Source organism: Vibrio natriegens NBRC 15636 = ATCC 14048 = DSM 759 (assembly GCF_035621455.1).
Lineage (GTDB): Bacteria > Pseudomonadota > Gammaproteobacteria > Enterobacterales > Vibrionaceae > Vibrio > Vibrio natriegens.
Genome location: NZ_CP141822.1, coordinates 2,728,924 through 2,743,277, shown reverse-complemented (window position 1 = coordinate 2,743,277; position 14,354 = coordinate 2,728,924). Strand labels below are relative to the sequence as shown.

Here is a 14,354-nt window from a genome sequence, read left to right as displayed (position 1 = left end):
AGGAAAAACACATGGAACGTGTTGGCATCATTCAAATGACTTCTGGTCCAGATATCGAAGCGAATCTGGCCTTTATCGAAAAACAGTGTGAATTAGCGGCTAGTCAGGGAGTGAAACTTGTTCTTACTCCCGAAAATTCAGTATTGTTTGCCAGCCGAGAAGAGTACCATCAACATGCCGAACCGCTCGGAAGTGGTGTGTTACAACAGCGTTTGGCTGATATTGCTAAACACAACCAACTGACTTTGATCGTCGGTAGCATGCCTATTCAAACGGCCAGAGGGGTGACGACAACCACCGTAGTCCTTCCGCCACATGGTAAATGCATTGCTCATTATGACAAACTGCATATGTTTGACGTTGAAGTCGCAGACGGCCATGGCAGCTATCGAGAATCTGATACCTTTACAGCGGGTAACCAAATGGTGGTCGCAGAAACGGATATTGGCAGTGTTGGTTTGAGTATTTGCTATGACTTACGTTTTCCTGAATTATACAAAGAGCTGCGTTTAGCTGGTGCGGAGATGATTGTCGTTCCTGCTGCCTTCACAGCTGTGACCGGTGAAGCACATTGGGAGATACTATTGCGTGCCAGAGCGATAGAAACTCAGTGCTGGATATTAGCCAGCAATCAAACCGGTACCCATCCTTGCGGACGAAAAACGTGGGGGCACTCGATGGTCATTGACCCTTGGGGACGCATTCACAAACAATTTCAAGACCAAGTCGGTTTGTTGGTGGCAGAGATAGATTTGTCACAAACCCAGCAAGTAAGGCAGAATATGCCGCTGACTCAACACAGTCGCTTTCAAAATGAATTGAGACGGAAATAAAAGAGCTAACTATGAGCACAAACCAAATAGAACAGGCACTCATCGCCCCAAATGGTCTGACAGAACAAGACATTGCTGACACACTCGCCAGCATTGCGACACGTCAGATCGATTATGCGGACATTTACTTTCAGTCCAGCTGGCATGAGTCTCTGGTTCTAGAAGACAGCATCATCAAAGATGGCTCTTTTAATATTGATTGTGGTGTCGGTGTTCGTGCTGTAACCGGTGAAAAAACCGGCTTCGCATACTCCGATCAAATTAATCTGGACGGTCTTAAACAAAGTGCTATCGCGGCGCGAGGGATTGCCCAGCAAGGTCAAAATGGTAAGGTACAGGCCTTTAAACGCACGGATAACCAAGCTTATTATGAAGCGGTTAACCCTCTGGCAGGTTGGGAAAAACAGCAAAAAACCGAACTGCTGAAATCGCTTGATGCTTACATCCGTACTAAAGAGCCGTTGATCAAAGAAGTCTCTATCAGTATCAGTGGCGTACATGAACAAATGTTAGTGGCCGCAACAGACGGGACTTACGCAGGTGATATTCGCCCATTAGTGCGTTTGTCTATCAGCGTATTAGCCCAGAAAGGAGAACGCCGCGAGCGTGGTAGTGCAGGCGGTGGCGGTCGTTTTGGTTACGACTTTTTCCTTTCTGAAACGGACGGCGTGAAACAAGCCTTCCATTATGCAGACGAAGCGATTCGCATGGCTTTGGTTAACTTAGAAGCCGAAGCGGCACCAGCTGGCATGATGCCTGTGGTACTTGGCTCTGGCTGGCCGGGCGTCTTGCTGCATGAAGCGGTAGGCCACGGCTTAGAAGGTGACTTTAACCGTAAAGAGTCGTCGGTTTTCTCGGGTAAAATGGGGCAGCAAGTGACGTCTTCGCTTTGTACCATTGTGGACGATGGCACACTGAAAGATCTGCGCGGCTCTTTGAACGTCGACGATGAAGGCGTCAATGGCCAGTACAATACACTGATCGAAAATGGCGTATTGAAAGGCTACATGCAAGATAAGCTTAACGCGCGCCTAATGGGTGTTAACCCAACCGGTAACGGCCGCCGTGAGTCTTACGCGCACTTGCCGATGCCGCGCATGACTAATACTTACATGCTGCCGGGTGAACACACACCGGAAGAGATCATCTCTACTGTGGAAAAAGGTCTGTACGCGCCAAACTTTGGTGGCGGTCAGGTCGATATTACCTCAGGTAAGTTTGTCTTCTCTGCGTCTGAAGCGTATTTGATTGAAAACGGTAAAATCACACGTCCGGTGAAAGGGGCGACACTGATTGGCTCTGGTATAGAAGCCATGCAGCAAGTTTCGATGGTTGGTAACGATCTGAGCATCGACAAAGGCGTCGGTGTGTGTGGTAAAGCAGGGCAAAGTGTGCCTGTTGGCGTAGGTCAGCCAACGTTGAAGCTGGACTCACTGACGGTTGGTGGTACAGAGTAACGCTAACGCTACAAATCATAAAAAGAGCGCTCATTGGAGCGCTCTTTTGTTTTGAGTAAAAGATAATTTAAGCCTATAGGTTTTCTTCCGCAAACTCTGCCAGACGGCTACGTACCACACCGTTAAGGTGAATGTTCGCACTGCCTTCAAAGTTCTTGAAGCGTTCAACCATGTAAGTCAAACCAGATGTGACTGGTGTTAGGTAATGGGAATCGATCTGGGCCAGGTTACCGGAACAGACGATTTTGGTGCCTTCACCACAACGGGTGATGATGGTTTTGATTTGTGAAGCGGTTAAGTTTTGGCATTCATCAAGAAGTACGAACGCATTTTGAATCGAACGGCCGCGCATGAAGTTTATCGATTTGAACTGAATGTTGGCTTTATCGCAAATGTATTTCAGAGATCCTTCTGTGCAATGGTCGTGCTTATGCAGCGCTTCCAACGTATCGGTCACCGCAGCCAACCATGGCATCATTTTTTCCTCTTCCGAGCCAGGCAGGAACCCGATCGATTCGCCGATATCTGGCGTGTTACGGGTTACGATGATCTTATCGAACATCTTTTTCTCGATAGTTTGTTCAAGGGCTGCCGCCATGGCTAACAGGGTTTTACCACTACCCGCGGCACCTGTCAGGATCACCAAATCGATGTCAGGATCAACGAGTGCATCTAATGCCATCGCTTGGTAGATGTTCTTCGGCGTAATATCCCAGACTCGGCGATGCATCATACGTTCGCGACTAAGATCGAGCAGGGTAAGCTTGTCTTCATTGATGGTTTCAACGCGGCCCGCAAAGTCGCTGTCTTCATCAATCACATATTGGTTTATGAATGTTGGATCAAAAGGCTCACGGCTGAGCTTGTGGTAGGTTTTTCCGCCCAGAGCGTAGCTTTCAACTTCATCAATGCCACTCCAGAAATCGCCTTCACGTTGCTGAAAGCCTTTGGTGAGGTATTGAACATCGTCAATCAGTTGGTCGGTTCGGTAGTCTTCAACAAAACGTACGCCAGCTCCTTTGGCGCGAAGACGCATGTTGATGTCTTTTGTTACTAACACCACTTCACGTGGTGCTCGTTTGTTTTGCAGATAAAGTACCGCGTTGAGGATGCGGTTGTCACCAGCTTTGTCGGCGAAGGCTTTGACGGTTTCCTGCAATTCGAAGTCCGCCAAAATGGAAATAGCTCCTTGATCTGGATTGTCTTTTGATACTGGAATGCCTTCTGAAATCTCATCTGGCGTAGCATCTTTAAACATGTCTTCCAAAGCGCGAATCGCAACACGAGCATCTCGTGCAACATCGCGTTTGCTGTCTTTAATTCGGTCGAGTTCTTCCAAAACGGTCATAGGTATGACGACATCGTGTTCTTTGAAAGAGAATATAGCGAAGGGCTCGTGAAGAAGAATATTGGTATCAAGTACAAAAAGTTTCCGATCGGTATCGCCCATAGCGTCTCCTTGCCTAAATGCGGCTGTGCTTGCGAGTTGTTAAGTCACTTTAAGGGTGAACTGACTTAACTCTGATTGCTTGCAATAGAGGTTGTCGGGCTATCGTCGGTTAGTGTGCAACTGAGTAGCAAGACAACTTATGCAAACCCGTGTTGATCCTAATCGTGTACCTATGCGCTTAAACTCTATGCCAATGGTATATGCAATAAATTTAAACGCTCCTAATCAAAAGTATACGTAATATTTGCTTGCAGCAATGTAATAATTGACATGGTTTTTTTACAATTTGATTGCACTTACGATTTGGGAAAAAAAGTTCCCTGTTAGTGCGGTTTCGGCGTGACCTAAATCACAGCTTAAAGTAATATTAGCGGCCTTTTTCTGCGCATAGGCTACAAGCAATTTATCATGTTGAGCTGACTGAATATTGCTCAGCCCAAAGTGGCATGACAAGTGCGATCGGCGTAGCAGAAGCCAGAATCAGATCTAAACTATTATCCATGCCTGAGGGCATGAGTAGACCGACAAGAAATACGAATCAAGAATTAATAACGAGGTAGTCAATTCATGACATTTGCTTTGGGGCAGCGCTGGATTAGTGATACGGAAAGCGATTTAGGTTTGGGTACGGTAGTTGCGATGGATGCTCGTACTGTGACGTTGATGTTTTCAGCATCAGAGGAAAACCGAGTTTACGCACGCAATGATGCACCTGTTACCCGAGTGACGTTTAACGTTGGTGATGTTATCGATTGCCAGGAAGGTTGGTCTCTGAAGGTCGAAGAAGTGCTGGAAGATGAAGGTCTGTACACTTACTTTGGTACCCGTGAAGATACTCAGGAAACCGCAGTCGTACTGCGCGAAATTTTCCTCAGCAACCAAATTCGCTTCAACAAACCTCAAGATAAGTTGTACGCAGGTCAAATTGATCGTATGGACAACTTCGTTCTGCGTTACCGTGCACTCACCAATCAGTTTGAACAACATAAGAGCCCAATGCGTGGTCTTTGCGGTATGCGTGCTGGTCTGATTCCCCATCAGCTTTACATTGCGCATGAAGTCGGTCGCCGTCACGCGCCTCGTGTACTCCTGGCCGATGAAGTTGGTCTGGGTAAAACCATCGAAGCGGGTATGATCATTCACCAGCAAGTCTTGTCGGGTCGCGCTGAGCGTATTTTGATTGTGGTGCCTGAAACACTGCAACACCAATGGCTGGTAGAGATGATGCGTCGTTTCAATCTGCATTTCTCAATCTTTGATGAAGAGCGTTGTATTGAAGCCTTCGCGGATGCAGAAAACCCATTTGATACCCAGCAATACGTATTGTGTTCACTGGATTTCCTGCGCAAGAGCCGTAAGCGCTTTGAGCAAGCTCTGGAAGGCGAGTGGGATCTACTGGTTGTCGATGAAGCGCATCACCTAGAGTGGAGCCAGGACAAACCAAGTCGTGAATACCAAGTCGTTGAAGGTTTGGCTGAACGCACACCAGGCGTATTACTACTGACCGCAACACCTGAACAATTAGGTCGTGAGAGTCACTTTGCTCGTCTGCGCCTGCTTGACCCTGATCGTTTCTACGATTACGAAGCGTTTGTTGAGGAAGAAGAGCAATACGCACCAGTTGCTGATGCGATTACTTCACTGTTTACTGGTGAAAAACTGCCTAACGACGCTAAAAACCAAATCACTGAACTGTTGTCTGAGCAGGATGTTGAGCCGCTTTTCCGAATTATTGAAAGCAACAGCGATGAAGAGGACAAAGCGTCAGCTCGTCAGGAATTGATCGACAACCTGATGGATCGCCACGGTACAGGTCGTGTTTTGTTCCGAAACACACGTGCGGCCATCAAAGGTTTCCCAGCGCGTAATGTGCACTTGATGCCAATGGATATCCCACAGCAATACACAACCTCAATGCGTGTCGCTGGCATGATCGGCGGCAAGATGAGTTCTGAAGCTCGTGCTATGAAAAACCTCTATCCGGAAGAGATCTTCCAGGAGTTTGAAGGTGACGAATCAAGCTGGTGGCAATTTGACTCACGTGTGAACTGGTTACTGGAAAAAGTAACAGAAAAACGCAGTGAGAAGATCCTGGTTATCGCATCTCGTGCAAGTACCGCTTTGCAGTTAGAGCAGGCGTTGCGTGAACGTGAAGGCATCCGCGCGACCGTGTTCCACGAAGGCATGTCAATCCTAGAGCGTGACAAAGCAGCCGCTTACTTTGCTCAGGAAGAGGGTGGCGCTCAGGTTCTTATCTGTAGTGAAATTGGCTCAGAAGGTCGTAACTTCCAGTTCGCCAACCAGTTGGTGATGTTTGATCTGCCGTTCAACCCAGATTTGCTTGAACAGCGTATCGGTCGTTTAGACCGTATCGGTCAAAACCGCGACATTGATATTCACGTTCCTTACCTGAAAGGTACGTCACAAGCGATTCTGGCTCGTTGGTTCGACGAAGGCTTGAATGCGTTTGCTGAGACTTGTCCAACCGGTCGTGCGGTTTACGATAAATACTCGGATGCTCTGATTGAGATTCTGGCATCTGGTGACACCAGTGAACTGGACGACATTATTGAAGAATCAGCGAAAATGAACAAACAGCTGAAATCTCAATTGGAGCAAGGTCGTGATCGTCTGCTAGAAATGCACTCTAACGGCGGTGAGAAAGCGCAGCAAATCGTTGAGAAAATCTCTTCAACGGATGGTGATACCAATCTGGTGACTTTTGCTTTGTCACTGTTCGATACGATTGGCCTGAACCAGGATGACAAAGGTGAAAACGCATTGGTTGTGACGCCATCTGAACACATGATGGTACCTAGCTACCCGGGTCTGCCTTATGAAGGTGCGACCATTACGTTTGATCGTGAAACTGCGCTGTCGCGTGAAGATATGCACTTTATCAGCTGGGAACACCCGATGATCCAGGGTGGTATCGATCTTCTGATGAGTGAAGGCGTGGGTACGTCTGCGGTGTCTTTACTGAAGAATAAAGCACTGCCAGTTGGTACGATTCTGCTTGAACTGATTTACGCTGTGGATGCTCAGGCTCCGAAACGCAGCGGAATTGCTCGCTTCCTGCCAAAAACACCAATTCGCCTAATGATGGATGCGCGCGGTAACGACTTATCTGCGCAAGTTGAGTTTGAAAGCTTCAACCGTCAGCTGAGCCCGGTAAACCGCCATCTTGGCAGTAAGCTAGTGACGTCGGTACAAAAAGATGTGCACCGTTTGATTGAAGCAGGTGATGGACTGGTTGAGCAGAAAGTCGAAGAAGTGCGCAAGCAGGCTCAGCAAGATATGCAGCATAGCTTGAACGCAGAGCTTGAGCGTTTGCAGGCACTGAAAGCAGTCAACCCGAACATTCGTGACGAAGAAATTGAAACGATTGATGCACAGATTAAAGAGCTGACAGGCTACATTAATCAAGCTCAGGTACAGCTGGACTCATTACGTTTGATTGTTGTCAGCCACAACTAATAATCCGTATTTAAACCAAATAACAAAGGCCTTCTATTGAAGGCCTTTTTCTTTTTATCTGCGTACGTTTTAGATACTTTGAAGCTAATTACATTAGCCACTTCCACCAGACAAACACCGCCAGGAAGCCGAACAGATAAATCAAACCTACAATCGACAACCACTTCAGTTTAGGTCCAACTGCTAATGCTTTAGGCAAGTCAGTTTTACTCACAAGAATGTAGTTTAATAGCGCAAAGAACGGTGTGGTCATGAACGCCAGAATCATTGCAAAGTTCAACATTGGTAGTAGTGCCGAAGCCCAGAAGGTCACAATACCCAGCGCTAGCAAAGAGACCACTAGCATGATAGCTGAGGTTGCTTTCGGATTTGTGTCTGGTTGCGAACGTAACAGACGTTGCGAGTCCGAAATCACGCGTGAGTAGCCATCAATGACAGTGATCGTACTACCGAAGATACAGAAGAACGCAATGACCGCGATTAGGTAACGAGACCACTCACCGATCGTTGAGGCATACAATCCCACAAGCTGGTGAGAGAAACCGACGCCAGAACTTTTCAGCTCAACACCTGAGCCATGCAACATCAGTGAGCCCAGCGATAAAAAGACAATCGCAAGAATCGCTGTACCAATGTAGCCGACGTTAAAGTCGAACAGAGCCGAGCGGGCCGTCACTTCTTGCTCACTGGACTGACGTTTTAACCATGCAGAGGTTAAACACGAAATCTCGATAGGAGCCGGCATCCAGCCCATCGTCACAACAATAAAGCCAATTGCAGCAATGGACCACACTGATGGTGATTCAAAATTCGCAACTTGTTCCACCGGATTACCAAACGCAATCGCAGCGGCAAGCAGAGTTGCAATGGTCAATACCGACATGATGACTTTAGATAGCGTGTCGAGCGCTTTGTAGTGCCCAGCAAAAAGAATGATCAGACACGTCGCGATCACAATGATACTCAGCGAAGCCATGGATAACGAAAATGGAATGAAATAGCCCAGCAGGCTCGCACTGAACATTAACAAGGCTGCGGTATTAATCACGGCGGAAACGGCGCTTAAGAATAAAAATGCCCAGAGGTAAGGGCGGCCCATCTCAGCATAGCCTTCAACCAGTGTTTTACCTGTGCCCATGGTGTATTGCACGCCTGCGCGGAAAAATGGGTACTTAAAAAAGTTTACCAGCAGAATTAGCGCAGCGAGCTGCCAGCCATAGATAGCACCGGCTTTTGTCGAGGCAACCAGGTGAGAGCCACCGACGGCCGCAGAAGCCATAAGGATCCCTGGGCCTAGCGAGCGAAAGAATAAGGATATTTTGGATTGGGGTGGTGATGTTACGGCGGAGTCCATGCTTCGTGTCCTTGTTATTTTATTTGTTCCCAAGCGAGCCTTGGGGAGCAGCACCTCACAGCATTATTTCGCTATATCTGAGAAGTAATGGCGTTAAGCGCACGGTAATGTTTAAAAATGATGTGTTTGAACCTGAATGTATTTATTTTTTTGTATGTCTAATAGTGAGGCTTCAAGGATATGAAGCATCAGGAATAGCAGGCTTTCTCTAGCACTCTATAAACTTATTGCTTACCTTGTCAAACTAATTTTACATCCCGATATTTTTTGTTTTTTGCATCCTTGTTGACATTGCAATGCCTTTTGGTTTGTAGGGTTTTTAATTTCAAATAAAATGTCTTTTTGACAAGGCCTCGTTATAATCGCGGCGTTTTTAATTTCTTGAGACTCTGCCAATGGCAATGCTTGAATACACGCCACCAACCGACCCTTGGATTGACATCGTTTTTGAAGACGAACAAATTTTGGCCGTGAATAAGCCTTCTGGCTTATTATCCGTTCCGGGACGTCTTGCCGAGCATCACGATAGTATGTGGAGCCGCCTGCAAGAGCAGTACCCAGATATTCAGGTCGTACATCGCTTAGATATGTCGACTTCAGGCTTGATGGTGTTAGCGAAAAACAAGCGAGCAGAGAGTGCCTTGAAGAAACAATTTCAGTTTCGCTTAACGCACAAAATCTACTATGCAAGAGTGTGGGGGCATATCGATGAGCAAGAAGGTGAGATTGATCTTCCATTGATTTGTGACTGGCCGAACCGCCCGCTGCAAAAAGTCTGCTTTGAAGATGGCAAACCATCTAAAACACTTTTCCAGGTTGCGAAACTCGAAGAGCACGAAAATGGTGTTAAGACGACGATCGTGCGTCTACTGCCTATTACCGGGCGTTCTCATCAACTACGCGTGCATATGCAAGCTTTGGGTCATCCTATTGTGGGCGATGAATTCTATGCAATGGACGAGGCCAAAGCATTCTCAGAACGCTTGGAGTTGCACGCAGCGGAGTTGAGCTTTTACCATCCAAAAAACCATTGGTTACGCAGTATTTTTGTTCCGTGTGATTTTTATCCGGAAGCGGAAGAGATGATCTTTGACTATTTCGACCCAGAGCGTAAATTACCAGATTACAAAACACTGCCACGTCCATAAACTTATTCTAAGGCAGTGAACAAGGAGCCGTTATGTTACTGCCAAAAGTCGTCTTTCTTGATCGAGCTACGATCCCTGACCATATTCAAGTGCCACGTCCTAGCTTTGAGCATGAGTGGGTTGAGTATGGTCTTACTTCCCCAGATCAAGTTGTTGAACGACTTGCTGATGCTGATATTGTCATCAGCAATAAAGTCATTCTTGATCAGCAAGTGCTGACTCAATTACCTAAGCTACGAATGGTGGCGGTTGCCGCGACGGGTTTTAATAACGTCGATGTGGATTACTGCTCAGCGCATAATATTGCTGTTGCGAATGTTCAAGGCTATGCGATCCAAACCGTTCCGGAACACGTGATTGCTATGTTGTTCGCGCTACGCCGCAACCTCTTCGGTTACCATCAAGACATCGCAGCAGGCGAGTGGCAACGCAACAAGCAGTTTTGCTTTTTTACTCACCCTATTGGCGATATTAATGGAAGCACATTAGGCATTATTGGTAGTGGTGCGCTAGGGCAGGCAACAGCAAAATTAGCACAAGCTTTAGGAATGAAAGTATTGTTTGCTGAACGAAAAGGTGCAGCTGAATGCCGACAAGGCTATGTACCGTTTGAAGACGTTCTCAAACAATCGGATGCAATTACACTGCATTGCCCACTGAATGAACACACGCGTAATCTCATTGCCGACGCGGAGTTAAAGCAAATGAAGCCCACGGCTATCCTGATTAATACCGGCCGCGGTGGTTTGGTTGACGAACAGGCGACGGTGGATGCATTACAAAGTGGTGAAATTTCGGCGGCGGGTTTTGATGTCTTTACTCAAGAGCCGGCTGATGAAAGCAATCCTTTGATCGCAAACATGGCAATGCCAAACTTGCTGCTGACCCCTCATGTTGCATGGGGCAGTGACTCTTCTATTCAGCGCTTAGCTGACATCTTAATTGAAAATATTAATGCATTTGAACGCGGAGAAAGCGTAAACCGCGTAGTGTGAGCACCATTTTCTCAATAAAAAAGCAGACGAAGTCGTCTGCTTTTTTCGGGCTTATTTTTCAAAGAATTAGTATTCTTCTTCGTTAAGGCCTTTAAGGATTTGGAAAATTTCGCGGTACGCTTTCGCTGGTTTACCTGCTTTTTTCTCTTTCGCTGCCTGGCGAGCCAGTTGACGTAGACGTTGACGATCGGCTTCTGGGTACAGCTCCACTACGTCATCAATGGCTTTATCGCCTTCTTCCACTACACGATCACGCAATGCTTCCAGCTTGTGGAAGACTGCCGTCAATTGAGAGTGCTTGTTACGAATTTTATCCAGTGCTGCCTGGATTGGCTCTGGATCTTCATAACGCATCAGTTTACCGATACGTTGCAATTGGCGACGACGCGCTTCGTTTTTAAAGCGTTGTGCATCCGCAATTGCTTCTCTTAGGTCTTCACTCAATGGAAACTTTTCGAGAACTGAAGGCTTTAGGCCGACAAGCTCTTCGCCTAGCTTTTGCAGTTCTTCCATGTCTCGCTTCATCTCGGATTTACTTACCCAGATGATCTCTTCTTCTGGTTCCCATGGCGCTTTTTGATTCTTACGTGCCATTTCAGTTGCCTGTGTTTTGATTAATATTATGACTATTTTAACAAGAATCGTGGGGAGAAAGCGAAATTCTTGTTATTCTATTGAACATCAAATACAAGATGTGAAAGACAATGGATATTAAACAGCAGGTTGCTGAGCAACGTACCGAGCTAGAACAGGCAGTCGCAAGAGCGTTAAAGCTTGCATCGACTAAGTCTGATGCCGCAGAAGTCGCAATTACTAAAAGCACTGGTTTAAGTGTTTCTACCCGCATGGGGGACGTAGAAAATGTCGAATTCAACAGCGATGGTGCACTTGGCATTACCGTTTACCGAGGTCAGCGTAAGGGCAGTGCGTCTACGTCCGATCTGAGTGAGGCTGCGATTGAACAAACGGTTATCGCGGCGCTGGATATTGCTCATTACACATCCGAAGACCCGTTCGCAGGGCCAGCAGCAAAAGAGTACATGGTTGACTCGATTCCAGATTTGGACCTGTTCCACCCAGACTCTCCAGATCCGGATTACGCTGCAGAAGTGGCGATCGCGGCAGAAAAAGAAGCGCTTAGCTACGACAGCTCAATCAAACAAAGTGACGGCGCGAGCTACGATAGCCACTATGGTGTGAAAGTCTACGGCAACAGTCACGGCCTGCTGGCAAGCTACGCTTCGAGTCGTCACAGCACCAGCTGTTGTGTGATTGGCGTTGGTAAAAACGGTGAAATGGAGCGTGACTACAGCTACACGGTCGCTCGTCATCGTGATGACCTCTGGACACCTGAAACGGTAGGACGTAAAGCCGCTGAAAACACCGTTAACCGTTTGGATGCACAGAGACTCAAAACGGGACAATACCCAATTATGTTTGCTGCAGATGTTGCGACAGGCTTGATTGGGCATTTGGTTATGGCGATAAGTGGCGGCAACCTCTACCGTCAATCGTCCTTCCTTCTCGATCACCTTGGTAAGCAAATTCTGCCAGAGTGGTTCAATGTTTCAGAGCGTCCGCACGTATTGCGCGGATTGGCATCTAGCCCGTTTGACAGTGAAGGTGTCTACACACAAGATCGTGAAATTATCACTGATGGTGTGCTGGCTACGTATCTATTGACCAGTTATGCGGCGCGTAAAATGAAAATGGACCCAACTGGCCATGCTGGTGGTATTCATAACTGGTACGTGAAATCGACGGGACAGAACTTCGAGCAAATGCTAAAAGAGCTTGGTACTGGCCTTCTTGTTACTGAAGTGATGGGGCAAGGTGTGAATGTTGTCACGGGTGATTACTCTCGTGGTGCGGCTGGTTTCTGGGTCGAAAACGGTGAAATTCAGTACCCAGTGTCTGAAATTACCATTGCAGGTAATTTAAAAGATATGTTCAACAAGATTGTTGCCGTTGGCAGTGATGTGGAAACACGTTCTCAGATTCAGACTGGCTCTATCTTACTGGATACTATGAAGGTTGCTGGCGAGTAAGTTTAAGCCTGATTCAAATACCAAAAAGCCTGATGTGAACTTTACATCAGGCTTTTTTATTGTTCGTTAGCGGCAACTTTAGATCATGATGGTTGCGAGCCCGAGGAACACCGACAGGCCAATGACATCCGTGACGGTTGTCAGCGCCATACCACCAGCCAGAGCCGGATCGATGTTCATCTTTTTAAGCAGAATTGGAATGCTCACCCCGGCGATACCAGCAACGAGTAAATTGGTCAGCATGGCGGCAGAGATAATGCCACCTAGCATCCAGTTGCCTTTCCAGGCTACGACAATACCACCGATGATCAGCGCCCACATAATGCCGTTAAGCAAACCGATGGCCGCTTCTTTCATCAACAGCTCTCGCTTGTTTGCGTCACCGATATGACCAAGGGCAAGGCCACGAATGACAAGGGCTACTGTCTGGTTACCAGCAACCCCACCCATAGATGGTACGATGGTCATCAAGACCGCAATCGCCGCCATTTGGTCCAGAGTCGCTTCAAACATGTTAGAAACAGAGGCCGCCGCTAGTGCAGCGAGAACATTGGCACCCAACCAAATACTGCGTTTGCGCGCAGATTTAACGACAGGTGCGAAGGTATCTTCATCATCGTCCATACCCGCCATACTCATCATCGAGTGTTCAGCGTCTTCACGAATAACGTCAACCACGTCATCGATTGTAATACGGCCAACGAGATGTTGGTTTTCATCCACGACTGGAGCCGACACCCAATTACGACGTTCAAACAGGCTCGCGACATCAGAATCACTGGTATCCACCGTGATTGCTTCGTCCGCGTCTTCCATAATGTCGATAATTTTGACATCAGGCTGGGTCGTGATAAGCATTGTGATTGGCAGTTCACCAATCAGTTTGCTTTCTTCATCAATGACATACAGTGCATCTGTTGCTTCTGGCAGTTCGCCTTTCATGCGTAGATAGCGTAAGACTACATCGACGTCGACGTCACCACGGATAGTGATAACGTCGGTGTTCATTAGACCACCAGCGGTATCTTCGGGGTAGGAAAGGGCCGTTTCTACGCGAAGACGATCTGCTGAGTCCATTTGGGATAGGACTTCGCGTGAGAGGTCATCTGGCAAACTACGCAGTACGTAAGCAACGTCATCGGTATCCATGCCTTCTGTTGCTTCAGCAAGCGCTTCAGGGGCCATTTTGGATACAAGGTTGTCTTTGACGTCTTCGTTGAGTTCGTCAAGAATCTCACCGTAGTCTTCAGGGTCGGTCAGTTGCCAAAGCACGTCACGGCTTTTACGTGGCGCCGCTTCTAAAAGGTGAGCGATATCCTCAGGTTCCATGTCCTGGAGCTGACGGCGAACATGGACGAAGCGTCCGTTTTCCAACGCTTCTGTGACTTCTTGGAGGGCTTGGTGAGCTTGGTCGAATTCTATTTGCTCTGCCATTCGTTCCTCCCAATTCCTGATGTTTACAATGCGTTGAATAATAACTTAATTCTAGGCGCCTTTTAATAACAACTTGTGAAACTAAACAAAATTATTTGCTAAAAGAAAGCAACTCAGTAAAAGAACGGAAGGAGATATGACTAAAACTGAAGACAAAC

At 47.2% G+C, this 14,354-nt stretch carries 10 protein-coding genes; 6 read left to right on the top strand and 4 right to left on the bottom strand.

Annotated elements, in window-relative coordinates; all coding sequences use genetic code 11:
- The first annotated feature begins 11 nt into the window (after positions 1-11).
- Together VER99_RS12495 and tldD are read left to right on the top strand one after the other, a co-directional pair.
- The gene (locus VER99_RS12495; protein WP_020334496.1) at positions 12-833 is read left to right on the top strand and encodes a carbon-nitrogen hydrolase family protein; all 822 of its coding nucleotides are present in this window, start codon (positions 12-14) and stop codon (positions 831-833) included.
- Between the two features lie 11 nt (positions 834-844).
- A complete protein-coding gene (gene tldD, locus VER99_RS12490) occupies positions 845-2,290 on the top strand; it encodes a metalloprotease TldD (protein ID WP_020334495.1) in 1,446 nt (481 codons plus the stop codon).
- 73 nt (positions 2,291-2,363) lie between these two features.
- Here tldD and VER99_RS12485 read toward each other — a convergent pair whose 3' ends face one another.
- Positions 2,364-3,740, bottom strand: a complete 1,377-nt coding sequence (locus tag VER99_RS12485; RefSeq protein WP_014233091.1) for a PhoH family protein — start codon at positions 3,738-3,740, stop codon at positions 2,364-2,366.
- A 567-nt stretch (positions 3,741-4,307) separates the two neighbouring features.
- On the opposite strand from VER99_RS12485, the gene rapA reads away from it, so the two are divergent.
- Positions 4,308-7,217 carry an RNA polymerase-associated protein RapA gene (gene rapA, locus VER99_RS12480; RefSeq protein WP_014233090.1) on the top strand — a complete coding sequence of 970 codons (2,910 nt, stop codon included), beginning with the start codon at positions 4,308-4,310 and terminating at the stop codon, positions 7,215-7,217.
- Positions 7,218-7,305: 88 nt separating this feature from the next.
- Here the strand turns inward: rapA and VER99_RS12475 are convergent, their stop codons facing one another.
- Positions 7,306-8,571, bottom strand: coding sequence for an NRAMP family divalent metal transporter (locus tag VER99_RS12475; RefSeq protein WP_024372854.1), 1,266 nt, complete (start codon positions 8,569-8,571; stop codon positions 7,306-7,308).
- A 395-nt stretch (positions 8,572-8,966) separates the two neighbouring features.
- On the opposite strand from VER99_RS12475, the gene rluA reads away from it, so the two are divergent.
- Together rluA and VER99_RS12465 are read left to right on the top strand one after the other, a co-directional pair.
- Positions 8,967-9,719: a bifunctional tRNA pseudouridine(32) synthase/23S rRNA pseudouridine(746) synthase RluA gene (gene rluA, locus VER99_RS12470; protein ID WP_020334493.1), complete on the top strand. Its 753-nt coding sequence runs from the start codon at positions 8,967-8,969 to the stop codon at positions 9,717-9,719.
- A 32-nt stretch (positions 9,720-9,751) separates the two neighbouring features.
- A complete protein-coding gene (locus tag VER99_RS12465) occupies positions 9,752-10,714 on the top strand; it encodes a D-2-hydroxyacid dehydrogenase (protein ID WP_020334492.1) in 963 nt (320 codons plus the stop codon).
- A 66-nt stretch (positions 10,715-10,780) separates the two neighbouring features.
- Here VER99_RS12465 and yjgA read toward each other — a convergent pair whose 3' ends face one another.
- Positions 10,781-11,308, bottom strand: a complete 528-nt coding sequence (gene yjgA, locus VER99_RS12460; RefSeq protein ID WP_014233086.1) for a ribosome biogenesis factor YjgA — start codon at positions 11,306-11,308, stop codon at positions 10,781-10,783.
- A 110-nt stretch (positions 11,309-11,418) separates the two neighbouring features.
- Between yjgA and pmbA the strand changes: the two genes are divergently transcribed.
- Positions 11,419-12,762, top strand: a complete 1,344-nt coding sequence (gene pmbA / locus VER99_RS12455; protein WP_020334491.1) for a metalloprotease PmbA — start codon at positions 11,419-11,421, stop codon at positions 12,760-12,762.
- A gap of 78 nt (positions 12,763-12,840) precedes the next feature.
- Here the strand turns inward: pmbA and mgtE are convergent, their stop codons facing one another.
- A complete protein-coding gene (mgtE, locus tag VER99_RS12450; protein WP_014233084.1) occupies positions 12,841-14,196 on the bottom strand; it encodes a magnesium transporter in 1,356 nt (451 codons plus the stop codon).
- Positions 14,197-14,354: the final 158 nt, after the last annotated feature.

Excerpts from the sequence above, each read along its gene's own strand:
- VER99_RS12495 (WP_020334496.1), top strand. The coding sequence starts at position 12 with ATGGAACGTGTTGGCATCATTCAAATGACTTCTGGTCCAGATATCGAA.
- tldD (WP_020334495.1), top strand. The coding sequence starts at position 845 with ATGAGCACAAACCAAATAGAACAGGCACTCATCGCCCCAAATGGTCTG.
- VER99_RS12485 (WP_014233091.1), bottom strand. The coding sequence starts at position 3,740 with ATGGGCGATACCGATCGGAAACTTTTTGTACTTGATACCAATATTCTT.
- rapA (WP_014233090.1), top strand. The coding sequence starts at position 4,308 with ATGACATTTGCTTTGGGGCAGCGCTGGATTAGTGATACGGAAAGCGAT.
- VER99_RS12475 (WP_024372854.1), bottom strand. The coding sequence starts at position 8,571 with ATGGACTCCGCCGTAACATCACCACCCCAATCCAAAATATCCTTATTC.
- rluA (WP_020334493.1), top strand. The coding sequence starts at position 8,967 with ATGGCAATGCTTGAATACACGCCACCAACCGACCCTTGGATTGACATC.
- VER99_RS12465 (WP_020334492.1), top strand. The coding sequence starts at position 9,752 with ATGTTACTGCCAAAAGTCGTCTTTCTTGATCGAGCTACGATCCCTGAC.
- yjgA (WP_014233086.1), bottom strand. The coding sequence starts at position 11,308 with ATGGCACGTAAGAATCAAAAAGCGCCATGGGAACCAGAAGAAGAGATC.
- pmbA (WP_020334491.1), top strand. The coding sequence starts at position 11,419 with ATGGATATTAAACAGCAGGTTGCTGAGCAACGTACCGAGCTAGAACAG.
- mgtE (WP_014233084.1), bottom strand. The coding sequence starts at position 14,196 with ATGGCAGAGCAAATAGAATTCGACCAAGCTCACCAAGCCCTCCAAGAA.